At 53.9% G+C, this 15,703-nt stretch carries 11 protein-coding genes; 9 read left to right on the forward strand and 2 right to left on the reverse strand.

Translation table 11 applies throughout. The features are described 5' to 3' along the window. Positions 1-12 precede the first annotated feature (12 nt). The 3 genes from MGLY_RS17835 to MGLY_RS12695 all read left to right on the forward strand — a co-directional run bounded on the left by MGLY_RS17835 (position 13) and on the right by MGLY_RS12695 (position 1,824). Positions 13-210 (forward strand): TRAP transporter large permease subunit, encoded by a 198-nt coding sequence (locus MGLY_RS17835; RefSeq protein ID WP_170291065.1) that lies wholly within the window; start codon positions 13-15, stop codon positions 208-210. A 207-nt stretch (positions 211-417) separates the two neighbouring features. Next, entirely contained in the window at positions 418-1,134 is a 717-nt protein-coding gene (locus MGLY_RS12690) for a TerC family protein (protein ID WP_156274384.1), read from the forward strand. Between the two features lie 450 nt (positions 1,135-1,584). After that, a complete protein-coding gene (locus MGLY_RS12695) occupies positions 1,585-1,824 on the forward strand; it encodes a hypothetical protein (protein ID WP_170291066.1) in 240 nt (79 codons plus the stop codon). Between the two features lie 361 nt (positions 1,825-2,185). Here the strand turns inward: MGLY_RS12695 and MGLY_RS12705 are convergent, their stop codons facing one another. Next, positions 2,186-4,174 carry a sigma 54-interacting transcriptional regulator gene (locus MGLY_RS12705; protein ID WP_170291067.1) on the reverse strand — a complete coding sequence of 663 codons (1,989 nt, stop codon included), beginning with the start codon at positions 4,172-4,174 and terminating at the stop codon, positions 2,186-2,188. Between the two features lie 233 nt (positions 4,175-4,407). On the opposite strand from MGLY_RS12705, the gene MGLY_RS12710 reads away from it, so the two are divergent. The 3 genes from MGLY_RS12710 to MGLY_RS12720 all read left to right on the forward strand — a co-directional run bounded on the left by MGLY_RS12710 (position 4,408) and on the right by MGLY_RS12720 (position 10,278). Next, positions 4,408-6,372 carry an oxidoreductase gene (locus MGLY_RS12710; RefSeq protein ID WP_170291068.1) on the forward strand — a complete coding sequence of 655 codons (1,965 nt, stop codon included), beginning with the start codon at positions 4,408-4,410 and terminating at the stop codon, positions 6,370-6,372. Between the two features lie 349 nt (positions 6,373-6,721). Next, a complete protein-coding gene (locus MGLY_RS12715; protein WP_489676590.1) occupies positions 6,722-8,011 on the forward strand; it encodes an SLC13 family permease in 1,290 nt (429 codons plus the stop codon). Positions 8,012-8,340: 329 nt separating this feature from the next. Further along, positions 8,341-10,278: a sigma 54-interacting transcriptional regulator gene (locus MGLY_RS12720; protein ID WP_156274396.1), complete on the forward strand. Its 1,938-nt coding sequence runs from the start codon at positions 8,341-8,343 to the stop codon at positions 10,276-10,278. 46 nt (positions 10,279-10,324) lie between these two features. Here the strand turns inward: MGLY_RS12720 and MGLY_RS12725 are convergent, their stop codons facing one another. After that, entirely contained in the window at positions 10,325-12,316 is a 1,992-nt protein-coding gene (locus tag MGLY_RS12725) for a sigma 54-interacting transcriptional regulator (protein ID WP_156274398.1), read from the reverse strand. 225 nt (positions 12,317-12,541) lie between these two features. On the opposite strand from MGLY_RS12725, the gene MGLY_RS12730 reads away from it, so the two are divergent. Genes MGLY_RS12730 through MGLY_RS12740 form a run of 3 tightly spaced genes read left to right on the forward strand, consistent with a single transcriptional unit; the run spans position 12,542 to position 15,674 of the window. After that, positions 12,542-12,733 carry a benzylsuccinate synthase gamma subunit family protein gene (locus MGLY_RS12730; RefSeq protein ID WP_211661880.1) on the forward strand — a complete coding sequence of 64 codons (192 nt, stop codon included), beginning with the start codon at positions 12,542-12,544 and terminating at the stop codon, positions 12,731-12,733. Positions 12,734-12,738: 5 nt separating this feature from the next. Further along, complete coding sequence (locus tag MGLY_RS12735) at positions 12,739-15,327, forward strand: pyruvate formate lyase family protein (protein WP_156274400.1); 2,589 nt, start codon at positions 12,739-12,741, stop codon at positions 15,325-15,327. A gap of 50 nt (positions 15,328-15,377) precedes the next feature. Next, positions 15,378-15,674 (forward strand): benzylsuccinate synthase beta subunit family protein, encoded by a 297-nt coding sequence (locus MGLY_RS12740; RefSeq protein ID WP_170291069.1) that lies wholly within the window; start codon positions 15,378-15,380, stop codon positions 15,672-15,674. Positions 15,675-15,703: the final 29 nt, after the last annotated feature.

The following is a 15,703-nucleotide window of genomic DNA, read 5'->3' on the forward strand; positions in this document are numbered from 1 at the left end:
TTCCCTGTTGAAGTGGCTCTGCTCACCCCGCCGGTGGGGTTAAACCTCTGCGCCATCGACGGCGTGGCCAGGGGTGTGGGATTTCCCAGCACCCTGGCCCTGGTTATCCGGGGCAGCTGGCCCTTTATGGTGTTCTATGGGCTGGTTATGATTCTGGTAGGTCTTTTCCCCAAACTGGCCCTCTGGATACCGTCGCACATGATGCAGTAAAGAAGGCTAAACGGTGGCCTTTGCCTCATCTTCCGCACCCTTGCGAGGAGCCAAAAATGATTTTTGGGGTTAGCTAATCAAAAAAATTTTCGGAAAGGCTTGACAAGGCTCTTCCATATCTGGGCAGGTGGGGAAGACTAATCTGCCTTAGCTAGATATATAGATACAGATTAATTGACGAGGTCTTTTGGAGGTGGACAAGCTTAAATGGGAGAGGCGTTAACATATGTGGGCTCCTTCCTATGGGCTGTGCTGGCCATAGTGATAATAGACCTGGCTCTATCAGGGGATAATGCTGCCGTGATCGGCCTGGCTATAAAGGATCTCCCGGTAGAACAAAGGAAGACAGCGGCAGTTATAGGGGCGGGTGGAGCCGTTGTACTGCGCGTGGTTTTTACAGTTATAGCTACATTGCTTCTAAAGATACGCTATCTCAGCGCCATCGGTGGAGTTATCCTGCTTTTTATCACCTGGAAGTTAATTAAGCAGGAAGAAGAGGAAGAAAAGGAAGAAAAGGTGGCTTCGAATACGCTCTTCTGGAACGCGGTGGCTACGATAATTGTGGCTGACCTTTCAATGGCTTTTGACAACGTTATGGGAGTGGCAGGAGCGGCTCATGGAAATGTCGGGCTGGTTATATTTGGGCTGGCGTTGAGCATACCCATATTAGTTACGGGAAGCACCTGGTTGGCGGGCCTGATGAACAAATACCCGCTCATAATTTACGTTGGTGCTGGTGTACTGGCACATACGGCGCTCAAGATGATCTTTCATGATGGGGGGTTAGCGCTGGCAGAATATGTAGGAGTTGTGGCGGCCGCGGCTATTCCGGTTCTGGCCGGTATAATGGTTGTAGCGTGGGGGGTTGTAGAGATCAAGAAAAAATCCCGGGGGGACCGGACGGCGTTTTCCAGAGATCCCTAAGCTTAGTAAAACGGGTGACCCCAGAAACTATAATATCATGCACTTTGGGAGGAGGGATGGAGGGATTATAAACCCGGAGACGTCCAATTTTGAATTGCTGCCTTGGGCAGTGGCGGGATATATTTGTCCTAAAAAAGGTTTAGCAAAAATTTTTGGAGGGTCTTGACAAAGGCCCTTCCATATGATGTTCTCCTCTATTGTCTTAACCGCCGCCACTACCCATAACGTACCCATCGTTGGCCTCCATGTGGATACCACTTCCATCGTCCCTTCGCCTGCGAGGCCGACGCCAGGAAGGCCATAGAAATTTTCCGCCAGGAACACCGCCATCAACCTTTTATCTTAAATGACACAATTACTGAAGAATTAGTAAGCAGCTACCCCAAACCGGGGCGGCCCAGGAAAGGGACGGCGCTCCAGAATAAGGTTGTTTATTATGCCCACATCCAGGTGGAAGAAGATCAACAAGCAATGGCCCACGAGAAAGACCTGGCTTCCACCTTCGTCCTCATTACCAATCTGATGGACACGGAAAAATATCCCGACCCGAAAGTGCTCAAAGAGTATAAAGAACAACATGCCGTCGAGAAGCAGTTCCGTTTTCTGAAACAGCCGGTCCTCCTGGGACCTATCTTCCTTAAAAACAAAAACCGGGTGGAAGCATGTCTTTCGTCTTTCAATTGGTTTTAGGCCCTATTGGTAGCTGCTTACCTGGAATACCGGGTCAGAAAAAGCCTGGAGAAAGAGGAGAATCCTTTAGTCCTTCCGGGGAAGCGTAAAAGCACTAACCCTACGGCGTGGGCACTCCTGCAAATGTTTGATTATCTTTTGGTGGTTAAACAGGGTCCGGACCGGGCGTTAATCAACTACCACGGGCCGGAGGTGATTAGAGCTCTTGAACTTGCCGGTTTCAGTAAGGAAATATACCTTTTTCCTCCCATTTTCCCTTAACGGAACGGCAAGGGAGTGGATTTTTTGAGGCTTCGAAAATTCTTTGGGAAATCTACCCGGGGGTGCGGAATGTAAGTTTAGCCGCCGTTGGGTGTTAATATCATTCTTTTACAGGCGTAAGCTTCAAGGAATTCAAGCCCGCCTTTTTTAACTTCCGCCACAGGGTTGTCGGGCTGATACCTAAAATCTCCGCCATCTTTTTCTTATTCCAGTTGACTTCCTCGCCGACGGCCCGGATTAATTCCACTTCGTTATTAGCAAGTGCTTCGGCGAGAGGGGCGGTCCTGGCAGGCCCCGTCCGGACCTGAGCAGGGCAATCCTGTTTAGTAGCTGGTTTAATTTCTTGCAGGAGGTGTTCCAGTACCCCGGCCGGGTCGCGGTTATACGTAGCGATGGCCACGAACCTTTCCGCGAAGTTTTCCAGTTCACGCACATTGCCGGGCCAATGATAACGTTGCAGGATCTCCAGATCTTCCTGGCCAGGGAGCTGCAAATCCGCGTTTAATTGGGTGGCGAATTTCTTTACAAAATGTTTAAAGAGGAGGGGGATGTCTTCCATTCTTTCGCGGAGGGGAGGTAGCCGCAGGAGAAGCACGTTCAAGCGGTAATATAAATCCTGGCGGAATTCCCCTTTCCGGACAGCTTCTTCAAGATTGCAATTGGTGGCGGCAATAATACGTACATTTACCGGAATAACTTTATCGCCGCCCAGCCGGGCAACCTCCCTTTCCTGGATTACGCGCAGAATCTTGGCCTGCAGGTCCAGGGGCATGGTGCCTATTTCATCGAGAAAGATGGTCCCGCCGTGGGCCAGTTCGAATAAACCGGCTTTTCCGGTCTTGCGGGCGCCGGTGAAAGCGCCTTCTTCGTAACCGAATAGTTCACTTTCCATAAGTTCTTTGGGCAGGGCCGAGCAGTTGATAGCGACAAAGGGCCCCTTCCTGCGGGCGCTTAAATTGTGGATGCTCTGGGCGAAGAGCTCTTTGCCGGTGCCGGTCTCGCCATAAATGAGCACGGTAGCATCCGTGGCCGCAAAAGCCCGGGCCTCTTTTTTAGCGCATTCTAAACCCGCGCTGGCGCCGACGATGTCTTTGAGGTTGAACCTGGCTACCAGGCCCTTGCTGGCCAGCTGCCGCCTTACATTATACTCCACTTTTTGCAACTGGGAAGCTTCGGTAAAAGTGATAATCGTCGTCGTCATATTTTCCACTAGGGAACTGGGCACGATATTGGCCACTATCGACTTATCTTTAAATTTAACGAGTATGCCGGCCTGAGGGTGCTGGTATTTCTCCCCGAGGATTTTTTCCAGGGTTTCTTTCCCCTCGGGCAGCAGGCAATCTTTAAGACTTTTGCCAAGGGGTTTTTTTAGCAAATCGCTCCGGGCTACTTCCAATAGCTGGCAGGCCCGGTCATTGACATAAACTACTGTTTGATCGCCTTCCAGGAAAATTACTCCTTCGTGGGCAAAATCGAGCAGCGCCTGAAAGCGTGTCAGGTAATCCCTTTCTTTTTGAATAGCCCGGTAGATGTCAATGGCCTTGCGGACGCACTGGGTGACTGTATCTTTGTGTATTTCGATCATCTGGTGCTGGAGACCGCAGGAAACGGCATGCTTTTCGGTAAGAACCCCGCCTACTATTACTGTGACCCCTTTTTCCTTGGCCCTCAATACTGCCGGTAACGCTTCTTCCCGGGAATGATATAGTTCTTTAATAACCTCCAACCCGAAAACCACGGGCCAGGGCTCCAGGTCGCAGTCCTGGGCGGAATGGACAACGAGGGCTGCTTTACCCCCTTTTTTGCTGGCCTGATAAAGGGCCTCCATAATATCGGCAAAAGTGAGATAACGTTCCACCACCGGTATGGATAAAATGGGGGCCAGCAGGTTGATCGTATCCACACGGCTGATAAGGACGTCGCACTTTTTCTCCAGTTCTCTGGCTACCCGGATTATATCCTTATCATCAAGGGGGTCGGGCTGGGCAATTTCGATGCCGGCGATCTCGGCAGCCATCTCCCGGCTTACGGCAGCTGATATTTCCACCAGCTTGGGGTGAAAGATGATATGACCTATGCGCGGTTTCATAGCAACACCTCGCGGAATAAAAATTCTAAAAAGATTATAATACCCTGAAATGAAGTTTGCAATAAAGTAATACATATTTCATAAATGAAATTAAAGCAACTTGCCGACACCTCCTTACCGGGTAGTATTTGGCTAACGTTACTGTTAAAACCGGTACTTTTCCTGGCTGGCACGGTTCTTGCAACACAAAAAATATCAATATTAACTTTGCAGCAGCGGCAAGGAGGATGGCAATGAAGCTTCTTTCACCCATTAAAATCGGCAACCTGGAAATTAGAAACCGGGTAGTCATGGCGCCCATGACCAACAATTATGCCCAGGACGGCTATGTTACCGAGCGGATGTTCCATTTCTACGCCGAGAGAGCCAAAGGCGGGGTGGGGCTGGTTACCGTTGAAGACGGCATCGTTGATTTTCCGGTAGGGAATAATGCCAAAAATGCGGTGGCCATTGATGACGATAAGTATATTCCCATGCTGCAGAAACTCAGCGCGGCTATCAAAAGGCACGGTGCCCGGGCGGCAATCCAGCTTTCCCATGCTGGCAGGAGGGCCGGGCGCGTAAGCCTGCATAACGGCTACCTGGAGGTTACCCGCGGCCGGCTTCCCGTTGCCCCTTCAGTCCTGGCCCACCCCTTTCCCGGGCAGGTTGTGCCCCGGGAGCTAAGGGTAGAAGAGATTGAAGAGATCGTGGAGAAATTTGGCCAGGCCGCCCGCCGGGCTGCTGAGGCGGGGTTTGATGTCATCAGCATTCATTGTGCCCATATGTACCTTTGCGGCGAGTTTCTCTCGCCCTGGGCCAACAAGCGCACGGATAAATACGGCGGCAGCCTGGAAAACCGCATGCGCTTTGTGCTGGAGATTATTGCCAGGGTGCAGAAGGAAGTGGGTACCGATTTTCCCCTCATCTGCCGCATGAACGGCCAGGAGCCGGAGGGCGGCAATTCCCTCCTGGAGATCCGGGAAATCGCCCGGAGGTTGCAACTGGCAGGCATCAAGGCCATCAGCGTTTCGACCGGTTTTGCTGCCGTTTTGCAAGAAAGGAATTTTATCTCCGCCGAAGCCCCGATAGGGACGCCGGAAGGCTGCATCGTGCCCCTGGCGGAAAACATCAAGATCGGCGTTAGCGTACCGGTGATTACGGCCAACAAGATCCGCAGCGTGGATTTTGCTGAAGGCGTTTTACAGCAGGGGCGGGCGGATATGATCGCCCTGGGCCGGCCGCTAATTGCCGACCCGTACTGGGTGCAGAAAGTTGCCGCCGGCAGGTATCAAGACATCCGTCCCTGTGTCTCCTGTTGCCAGGGCTGCGTGGAACACGTGCTCAAAGGCGTACCCATTACCTGCATCCTCAACCCCCGGGCGGGCAAAGAAGGCGAGATCGAAGTCAACCCTGCGCCGCCGGACCGGCAAAAGAAGGTGCTGGTAATCGGCGGCGGGCCAGGGGGGCTGGAAGCAGCCGTTACCGCTGCCTCAAGGGGGCATAATGTTACCCTCTGGGAAAAAGAAAAGGAACTGGGCGGCACTATTTTGCTGGCTGAAAAGCCGCCCCGCAAGGGCGAATTGAGGAAGATCATTGATTATTACCGGCACCAGGTCGAACAGGCAGGTGTAAAAGTGGAATTAGGCTTGGAAGCCAGTAAAGAAGCAGTTACAGCCTTCCAGCCCGACGTTGTCATCCTGGCGACGGGCGGGAAACCAGTCAGGCCGGCCATCAAAGGCCTTGAACAGGGCAACGTTTACTGGGCTGTTGATCTCCTTAAGAATGATTGCAGCGATATCGGGGAAAAGGTGGCCATTATCGGCGGCGGGCAGGTCGGTGTGGAAACGGCGGAGTGGCTGGCGGAAAAAGGGAAAGAGGTAACCGTTATCGAGATGCTGCCCGAAGTGGCCGGGGATATGGCCCATGCGGTCAAGGTGCCCTTAATGCTTAATTTGCAGGACTACGGTGTCAGGATGCTTACCAATACCCGCGTGAAGGAAATTACCGGCGCCGGCGTCCTGGTGGAGAGGAAGGGGGTAGAGGAACTGCTTCCGGCGGACGCAGTGGTCATCGCTGTGGGAATAGAGGCTGATAACAGCCTGGAAGCGGAATTAAAAGATCAGATACCGGCTTTATACGCGGTAGGAGACTGCAAAAGCCCGGGCAAGATTATGGACGCGGTGCATGAAGGGTTCCAGGTAGGGTTACAGATTTAATCTATTATGGAGCAGATCCCGGCGGTGGGAGATGTGATGCAGTGTAGCGTGCTAAATCTCCCACCACCGGTGGCGGTGTCGTCCCGGCCTGATTTCAGCCGGCTTCCCCGCAGGGCTGCAGAAAATAGCCGGCCCGGGAGGTTTAACGCCTGTTATGCCAGGGCTCCAGACAGGATGCCGGACGAAGATAAGCGGATCAAATTACAACCCACCAGCCATAAATATTGGAAAGAAAGTCCCGCTAGCAGAGCTGATAGCGGGGATCAAATGTATCCTGGGCGTCAAGTTATTATGTAAAATCTGAGGGAAGTGAAATTTTGATTTGAATACATGTATGGCAAAATAATTTATTTTCGAGGAGGGAATGTTCCAGATGTCTTTACCGGTAATTGCTTTCCTGGCACTGATACTCATGATTGTCTTTGCCATGACAATGCCGATAAACATCGGCGCCACCTCATTGGGAATGGCGCTGGTGGTCGGCCACTACATAGGTGGCCAGAAAGTAGCCGATATCCTGAAAAGCTATCCCACCAGCCTATTTATCGCGATGGTCGGGATCACCTATTTCTTTACCATGGCCCAGGTAAACGGCACCCTGGACAAAATTATTAAATATACCCTCAAAAGCGTTAAAGGAAATACTGCCATTCTGCCTATAATTTTCTTTTTTGTGGCCTTTTTCCTTGCGGCCATCGGGCCGGGACAAAATGCTTCTTTTGTGATGGCGCCGATAGTCATGCTGCTGGCAGAAGAAGCAGGTATTCACCCTATGCTTATAGCTATCGCAACGAGTAACGGCGTCCAGGCCGGGGCTTTATCCCCGATTGCCCTGGCCGGGATTATAGTCGCGGGGATAACCCAGAAGATGGGCCTTACGGGCGTGGGCGGCATCCTGTGGCTGAACCAGGCCGTGGGACACTTTCTCACCGCCATCCTTGCCTATATAATTTTCGGCGGCTTGAAGCTGTGGAAAGTTAAGGACGCAGGCCAGCGGCAAGCCCTGGCCAATATCCAGGTAGAGCCTTTTACGCGCAATCAGCTGATAACTCTCATCGCCATTATTGTATTCATCATAGGCGTCGCTTTCTTCAAGCTGGATGTAGGCCTGGGCGGCTTCCTGTTTGGCACCATCCTGGCTATGTTTAGGATTGCCGACGAAGGCAAGGCCCTCAAGCAGATGCCGTGGGGGATTATCCTGTTCGTAACAGGTGTTATGGTGCTTGTTGAGCTCATGAGCAAGATTGGGGGCATGGAACTGTTTGCCAGTATAATTGCCAGGCTTTCTACCCCGCTGACCATCACCCTGGTGGCAGGCTTTATAGCGGGGGCGATTTCTGCCTATGCCGGTACCACCGGTTTCGTTTTGCCCGCCTTTATGCCCCTGGCCCCCGTGTTGCTGCAGAAGGTGGGGGCGCCGGCAACAGACCTGATACCCTTACTTTCTACAATTGTAGTTTGCGGTTTCTTAGTCGACTTCAGCCCCCTTTCGGCCACCGGTGCCATTTTCTACGCCAATGCCGGCGAGAGGACCGACAAGCAGAAGCTCTTCCGGCAGATGATCACCTGGGGCCTGTCCATGGCGGTAGTAGGTTCTATTCTCTGCTGGCTGTTCTTTACCGTCTTACGCCTGCCCTAATGCTCCTTGCCGCGGCTGGTGGTTTGCTGCTTGCCTATCTTCCTGCCGTCCGCATCTTGCCTGGGCTAACCGTCCACCTTTCTGCCGGTGGACGGTTTTTATCTCATTTTCCGCACCCGTTGTGCGAAAGTTGCAGGAAAAACAGCAACCTGGTTGTACTTGACGTTAGACCCGTTGCTTTTTTATTATTATAATAAAAATGCAAAATACCTCTTCCTTCATGAGGGTTGAGGAAAAAATAAAAGCCCATCTTGAAGAGCTTGAATGGCAACAGTTGGGAGTTACCGAGAACGTACCGATATTGATTTAACGGGAAGGTGAGTCCCGCTATGCAGGCCAAGATAGGTTTCCTGGCTTTATATCCGGAACTGGCAACAAAGGTGCGTCATGTGGCCAGGGAGGTTGCCGGCACTGCCACGGTGACCGTATGGGAAGAAACCAGTCCTCTGGCCGATGCCACCCTTATCCAGGCGGCTAAAAAACTGGAAGCCGACTGCGACGTGCTTATCGCCCGCGGTGGCATGCAGCCCATGGTGGCCCCGGAGGTATCTGTCCCGGTAATCGAATGTCCCATTACCTTTCCCGACATCCTCAATGCCCTGTACCAGGCCCGGGATAAAGGGGAAAAGATTTTGCTTATCCTGCACCATTCCCAGGATCACGACCTGGGACCCTGGCCCGGGGTTCTAGGTATTAAGGTAATGAAGGTATTATGCAATCACCGCCAGGAAATATATAATAAAGTAAGAAATATATGGGAGGAGGGAGTAGTGGTAGTAGGGGGAACCCTGGCTGTCGAGGCGGCGAAACAGTTGGGCATGCCTTCTCATTTAATTATTTTCAGTGACAAAACCATTCTCCAGTCCCTGCAAAAAGCCATCGAAATCGTCAAAGCCACCCACAAAGAGAAAGAGCGGGCTGCCCGGCTGCAGGCCCTCCTCGACTTCGCCCACGAAGGCATAATCTTCCTGGAAGGCAACAACGCAGTAGCCCATGTCAACAGCGCCGCCACGGAAATCTTAAAAATACCCCGCGAACAACTTATGGGCAGGAAAATAACTGAAGTTTTAAAAACCAGTTCCGATAGTTTGGAAGCAATTCTCAACGGCCAGGTCGACAGCCCCCTCACCGGCAAACTACTCAAACTGGACAGCCTCTCCATCATGGCCAACATCGTCCCCGTGCGGGTGGGTACCCAGACCGCCGGCACGGTAGTCACCTTCTTTGAAGCCGCCCGCCTCCGGAACCTCGAACACAACTTCCGCCGCCAGCTGGCCCGGCGGGCCATGACGGCCCGGTTTACCCTGGACGACATCATCGGCCGGAGCAAAGCCATAGCCGCCGTCAAACAGCAGGCCGCCGTCTTTGCCGCCACCGACTCCACCGTGGCCATCTACGGCGAGAGCGGCGTCGGCAAAGAACTCTTTGCCCAGAGCATCCACAATTTGAGCAGCCGCAAAAACGGGCCCTTTGTGGCCATCAACTGCTCGGCCCTGCCCAAAGAACTCATGGAGAGCGAGCTCTTCGGCTACGAAGAAGGCGCCTTCACCGGGGCCAAAAAAGGCGGCAAAGAAGGCCTGTTTGAACTCGCCCACGGCGGCACCCTCTTTTTAGACGAGATCGGCACCATGCCCTTAGAACTGCAGAGCAAGATCTTAAGGGTGCTCCAGGAAAAAGAAGTCACCCGGCTGGGGGGCAACAGCCTGATACCCGTAGACGTACGCATCATTGTCGCCACCAACCGCGACCTCAAAGAAGCGGTACGGCAGGGAGAGTTCCGGCAGGACCTGTACTTCCGGCTCAACGTGCTGCCCTTATATATACCTCCCTTAAGGGAGCGGCCTGAAGACATCCCCCTGCTCTTCGAACACTTTGCGCGCACCTTCAGCCGCCGGCTGGGGCGGCGCCTCAACCTGGACAACCTGCATAACGTCCATCTGCTCCAGGAATACTACTGGCCCGGCAACGTGCGGGAACTGGTAAACTTCTGCGAACGCTTTGTAGCCCTGGCCGGCCAGCAGGGCGACCAGGACGAACTTTTAAAACAGCTGCTGCAGGAAAGCAGGCAGGAATTCAACCCCGGCCACGGGTTAAACCTGCTGGAGAAGGGCAGGTGGAAAGAAACCTGGCAGGAGCTGGAGAAGAACCTGCTGGAGCAGGTGCTGGCCGAGAGCGGCATGACCAAAACGGCCCTCGCCCGGTCCCTGGGGATAGACCGGACCACCCTCTGGAAGAAGCTGAAAAAAAGCAAAGGTGGTGGGGCTTGATTATAGATACTACTAATTCTTACCGATAGCATGCTTATTTTGATAATTATCTCTTCAAAGTTATGCCCGCTTGCTTCAACCGCCGCCATAAAGTAGTCGAGCTTATTCCCAGCATCGCCGCCATTTTCTTCCGGTTCCAGTTCACCTGTTTCCCGAGAGAGCAGAGCATATCATGTTCTGCTCTGGCCAGCATCCTGGCAACTTCCTCAAAAGGCGCCAGGCCTTCCCCGGCCGGCGTTACGCCGGCATCGCCGGCCAAAGAGCCGGCATCCCCTGCCCGGTTCTGTTTTATTTCCGCCAGCAATTGTTCTAAAAGCCCCGCGTTATTCTGGCGGTAACTGGCCAGGGCCACATATCGCTCAACAAAGTTCTCCAGTTCCCGCACATTACCCGGCCAGTTGTAGGTTTGCAAAAGGCTGACTTCATCACTGCCTGGCATTTCCACGTGGCAACCCAGCTGGTCCGATAATTTCTTAACAAAATACGCAAACAACAGAGGTATATCCTCCGGGCGCTGCCTTAAAGGTGGGACAGTTAGAGGCAGTACATTCAAACGGAAAAAGAGGTCCTGGCGAAAATCTCCTTTCTGGACAGCCGTTTCCAGGTCGCAGTTGGTGGCGGCAATTATGCGCACGTCTATTGGAATAACCCGGGAACTGCCCAGCCTGATAATCTCTCTCTCCTGAATTACCCGCAAAAGTTTGGCTTGTAAATCCAGCGGCATCGTCCCTATCTCGTCAAGGAAAATAGTCCCTTTATGAGCCAGCTCAAACATCCCGATCTTGCCGCTCTTGCGGGCACCGGTAAAGGCGCCTTCCTCATAGCCAAAAAATTCGCTTTCCATGAGCTCTTTAGGCAATGCCGAGCAGTTAAGGGCTACAAATGGCCCCGCCCGGCGCCGGCTCAGTTGGTGGATGCTATGGGCAAATAACTCTTTTCCCGTACCTGTCTCACCCCGTATCAGCACCGTGGCATCGGTAACAGCAAAGGCCCTTACCTGTTCCCTGACGTACTCCAGTGACTGGCTTTTCCCGATTATATCTTCCAGGGTAAACTTGGCTACCAGTCCTTTCTCCGCCAGTTGCCGGCGCAGGCTAAACTCCATTTGCTGCAGTTGCGCGGCTTCCACCAAGGTGATGACCTTGCCCGTTACTTCACCAGCCACCTTAATGGGGACAATATTGGCGGCAATGGATTTATTAGGTTTCAACTTCAGCAACTTTCCCAGCTGCGGGTCAGTTTCCTTTTTAAATATTACCTCCAGGTTACTGGTTCCGGGGACGAGCAATTTGTTTAAGATACTGATAATATCGCCGCCGGCTACATTACCCCTGGACAAGTTGAGGAGACGGCAAGCAGTGTTATTGAGATAACTAACGCGGTTGTTTTCGTCCAGGAGAATTATGCCCTCATGGGCCGAGCCAAGCAGGGTCTGGAGGCGGATGGCATGCTCCCTTTCTTTCTGCACTGCTTTAACAATGTCCACTGCCTTGCGTAAAGTATGGAGGATAGTTTCCCGCGTCGTCTCTATTACCTGATAATTCATGCCGGCCAGTTCGGCGTACCGGCAAATAAGGGAGGTGCTCACGATTACCGTCGCCCCTGCCTCCCTGGCCCGCTGGATAGCCCCGTTTGCCTCCTGTCGTGACGCTACAAGATACTTGCCGACGCGAATGCCGAATACCTCCGGCCAGCGGCCCAGGTCGCAATCACAGTTGCGGTATAATATCAGCGCTAGCTGTTTCCCCTTAGAGCCAGCCTGGTGCAGGGCCTCGAGGATGTCAGTAAGGGTTAAAGGACATTCTACCGTGGGAATAGATATATGGGGTGCTACATGATTTATGGTTGCGGCCCGCCCGATAAGGACATCACAGCGCGCTGCCAGGCGCCTGGCTGCTTGAAGCATGGCCTCTTCATCAAGGGGATCCGGTTCTTCGATTTCCATAATCTTTATTTCCTCGCTGAGCTCCTGGGCAACTGTCCGCATAGCTACGGAAAGAGAGGAGGAAAGACTGAGCAGTCCTATGCGGGGCTTCAAGATGAACCCTCCTGAATTTTAGATAGAGTTAGGCTTTTACTTAAATTATAACACTTGACCCGCTGGCATTGCAAGGTTTGAAATAACTAATTCAAAAAAAGAAAATTTTCCTCCGCTAACCGTCTCCACGCTTCCAGCTATAATCAGCATTCCCAGGCTTCACCGGCCTGGCACGCTTCTTGCTATATCTTAATGATGAAGCGTGAGAGAAAGGAGGGAGGAAGGGTGGCTGTTTATTGCAAAAACTGTCGTTCTTTTTTCGCCATTCCCGAAGATGCTGATGACTTCGAGCCGGGTAAAGGGGATTGCGTAAGGGAAGAGCAGGACGACAAAGGTAAATACTGGAAGGCCAGACCCGTAATGGGCGACAAGGACGCGAGCAAGTGCCCGGGTTTTATTAAACGGATAGGAGGTTGAGTGTGATGGCCCTGGCCCATGAACCGGTAGAATATAAAGGCCGGCTGATCGAATTTCCTTTAGAAAACCCGGCGGAAAAGGATATCCCGCCGGAGGAGATCCACCAGCACCTGGCCCGGCCGAGCACGCCGCGGACCAGGAGGCTGAAGGAGAACTGCCGCTGGAAGCACACGGCGGCCGGCGAGTTCGTCGACGAGGGTGTCAAAGCCGGTATCGAACGCATGCGCTTGATTACCGAAAGCCATAAGCAGTCCGTCGGTAAACCCAATGTCATCAGGCGCGCCCTGATGTTGGACAATTTCCTGCGTAAGTGTACGGTTTTGTTGATGGAAGACGAACTGATCGTCGGCTACCATGCCGAAAACCCGAAGTGGGTACCCATGTTCCCGGAGCTTTCCTACATGCAGATCCAGGATTACCTGCAAAGCAAGTACGCGCCGGAGCCGGCGGATGAAGCCAGGGAAATTGCTGAGTATTGGAAACCCTACTCCCTGCAGGCCGCCTGCGAGCCCTATTTTACCAAGGAAGAGCTCAAGGCCGCCTACCACCCTTTTATAATCGAATCCCCCGGCTTTGCTAACGGCTACAACAGCATCGTGCCTCCCTACGAGACGGTGCTGGAAGACGGCCTGTTGAAGCGCATCGCCATGGCGGAGCAGCACATCAAAGAAGCCAGGGAGAAACTGGCCGAACTGCCCTGGCATGCCGACCGGCTGGAGCTGACCGACAAGATCGACAACTGGCAGGCCATGATCATCGCCGACAAGGCCGTCATTGTCTGGGCGCGGCGCCACGCCCGCCTGTGCCGCATTGTGGCCGAAAACTTCGAGACGGACCCCAAACGTAAAGAAGAACTGCTGATGATCGCCGACATCTGCCACCGCGTGCCGGCCGAACCGTGCCGGGGCTTACGCGACGCCATGCAGGCCAAGTGGTTTACCTATCTCATCTGCCACGCCATCGAGCGCTATGCCGGCGGCTACGCCCACCTGGAAGACAAACTATTGTGGCCGTATTATAAAGCCAGCGTGATTGACAAGACCTTCCAGCCCATGACCCACGCCGATGCCGTGGAACTGTTCGAGTGCGAGCGCCTGAAGGTTTCCAACCACGGCGCCGGCAAGTCCAGACACGCCCGCGAATGGTTGCCGGGTGCCAACGACCTGTTCATCCTCTCCATCGGCGGCCTGAACCGCTACGGCGAGGACAACTGCACCGACTGCACCGATGCCATTCTGGAGGCGGCGCGCAATATCCGGACCACCGAACCCTCCATTGTCTTCCGCTGGCACCCCAAGTGCCGCCTGAAGACCAAGCGCCTGGTGTTCGAGTGCCTCCGCGACGGCCTGGGTTACCCCTCCATCAAGCACCAGGCCATCAATACGGCGCAGCTTTTGTGGCTGGGCCAGTTCAGCAAGAACAAGAACGGCGCCACGCCGGAAGAAGCCCAGGAATGGGCCAACGTCCTCTGCATGTCGCCGGGCCTGGTGGGCCGGCGCAAGACCCAGAAGACCCGGAGCGAAGGCGGCAGCTCCATCTTCACGGATAAAGTTCTGGAACTCACCCTCTGTGACGGCTACGACTGGAGCTACGCCAACGACCAGATCGGCCCCCATACCGGCGACCCCCGCGACTTCAAGACCTTTAAAGAACTTATTGAGGCTTTCAAAAAGCAGTTCCAGTACTTCATGAGCCTGGCCATCCGGTGTAAAGATACATCCCGCAAGATGGAGGGGCGCCTGCTGCAGATGCCCTTCGTCTCCAGCATCGACGACGGCTGCATGGAGTACGGCATGGACGCCATGGTCCTATCCGAGCAGCCCAACCCCTGGCAAAACCCCATCAGCAACGTCGTGGCCCTCAACTCCCTGGTGGCCATCAAGAAGCTGATCTACGATGAGAAGAAATACACCATGGACCAGCTCATTGAGGCTTTGCACCACAACTGGGAAGGCTACGAGAAGATGCATAAAGACTTCCTGGAGGCGCCCAAGTGGGGCAACGACGACCCCTATTGCGACGCCATCGGCAAGGCCCTCTTTGAAGACATCATCTCCGGCGAGATGCGCAAGATCATCAACTACTCCGGGGCGCCGGTGACGCCCGGCGGCCAGGCGGTAGGGTCTTACCTGGGTGTCGGTTCAGCTATGGGCCCGACGCCGGACGGCCGCTACGGCGGCGACCCGGCGGCCGACGGCGGCATCTCGCCCTACCAGGGCACCGACAAGAAGGGACCGACGGCGGTGCTGAAGTCGGTATCCAGGGTCAACGCCGCCACCCAGAAGGCCGAACTGTTGAACCAGCGGCTGTCGCCGTCCATCATGCGCAGCAAGCATGGCTTCAAGATCTGGCTCAGCTACATGAACACCTGGTACGACCTGAACATCGACCACGTCCAGTTCAACGTGGTCAGCGCCGAGCAGATGCGGGCCGCCCAGCGGGAACCGGAAAAGCACCGCGACCTGATTGTGCGGGTGGCCGGCTACAGCGCCCGCTTTGTGGATATTTCCAAGTACGGCCAGGATACCATCATCGCCAGGACCGAGCAGGACTTCGGGGCACAGGACCTGGAATTCCTGGACGCGGAAATTTAGACCTGAATATCATTACAAAATCGGATTTTTGGAAGAAGGGAGGCTGAGTAATGAATATATATGACGAGATTTATGCTTCAGGAACTATTACGCCCAGCGACCCGGCTACCCGGAGCCCTTTGCATGGCGGTACCCGCAGCGCTGACATCAGATACGAGCCCGGCACATCGCGCTCCTGTTATAAATGCAGGTGGGGCACAGCCCATACTACCGATCCTTCCAAGGGCCATTGCCAGTATATGCGTACCCCCACCGGCGGCATCTGGAGAAGAGTAATTCCCGACTACTTTAACATGACCTGCGAACATTTTGAAGCAGGAGAAGTTGACTTCCGCGAGCACGTCTAGGGCGATAGGATGGCGGGCCTGCGCTCCGG

Source organism: Moorella glycerini (assembly GCF_009735625.1).
GTDB lineage: Bacteria > Bacillota > DSM-521 > Neomoorellales > Neomoorellaceae > Neomoorella > Neomoorella glycerini.

Coding starts and splice junctions, on each gene's coding strand:
- MGLY_RS12735 (WP_156274400.1), top strand. CDS start 12,739: ATGGCCCTGGCCCATGAACCGGTAGAATATAAAGGCCGGCTGATCGAA.
- MGLY_RS12705 (WP_170291067.1), bottom strand. CDS start 4,174: ATGAAACCGCGCATAGGTCATATCATCTTTCACCCCAAGCTGGTGGAA.
- MGLY_RS12720 (WP_156274396.1), top strand. CDS start 8,341: ATGCAGGCCAAGATAGGTTTCCTGGCTTTATATCCGGAACTGGCAACA.
- MGLY_RS12740 (WP_170291069.1), top strand. CDS start 15,378: ATGAATATATATGACGAGATTTATGCTTCAGGAACTATTACGCCCAGC.
- MGLY_RS12690 (WP_156274384.1), top strand. CDS start 418: ATGGGAGAGGCGTTAACATATGTGGGCTCCTTCCTATGGGCTGTGCTG.
- MGLY_RS12710 (WP_170291068.1), top strand. CDS start 4,408: ATGAAGCTTCTTTCACCCATTAAAATCGGCAACCTGGAAATTAGAAAC.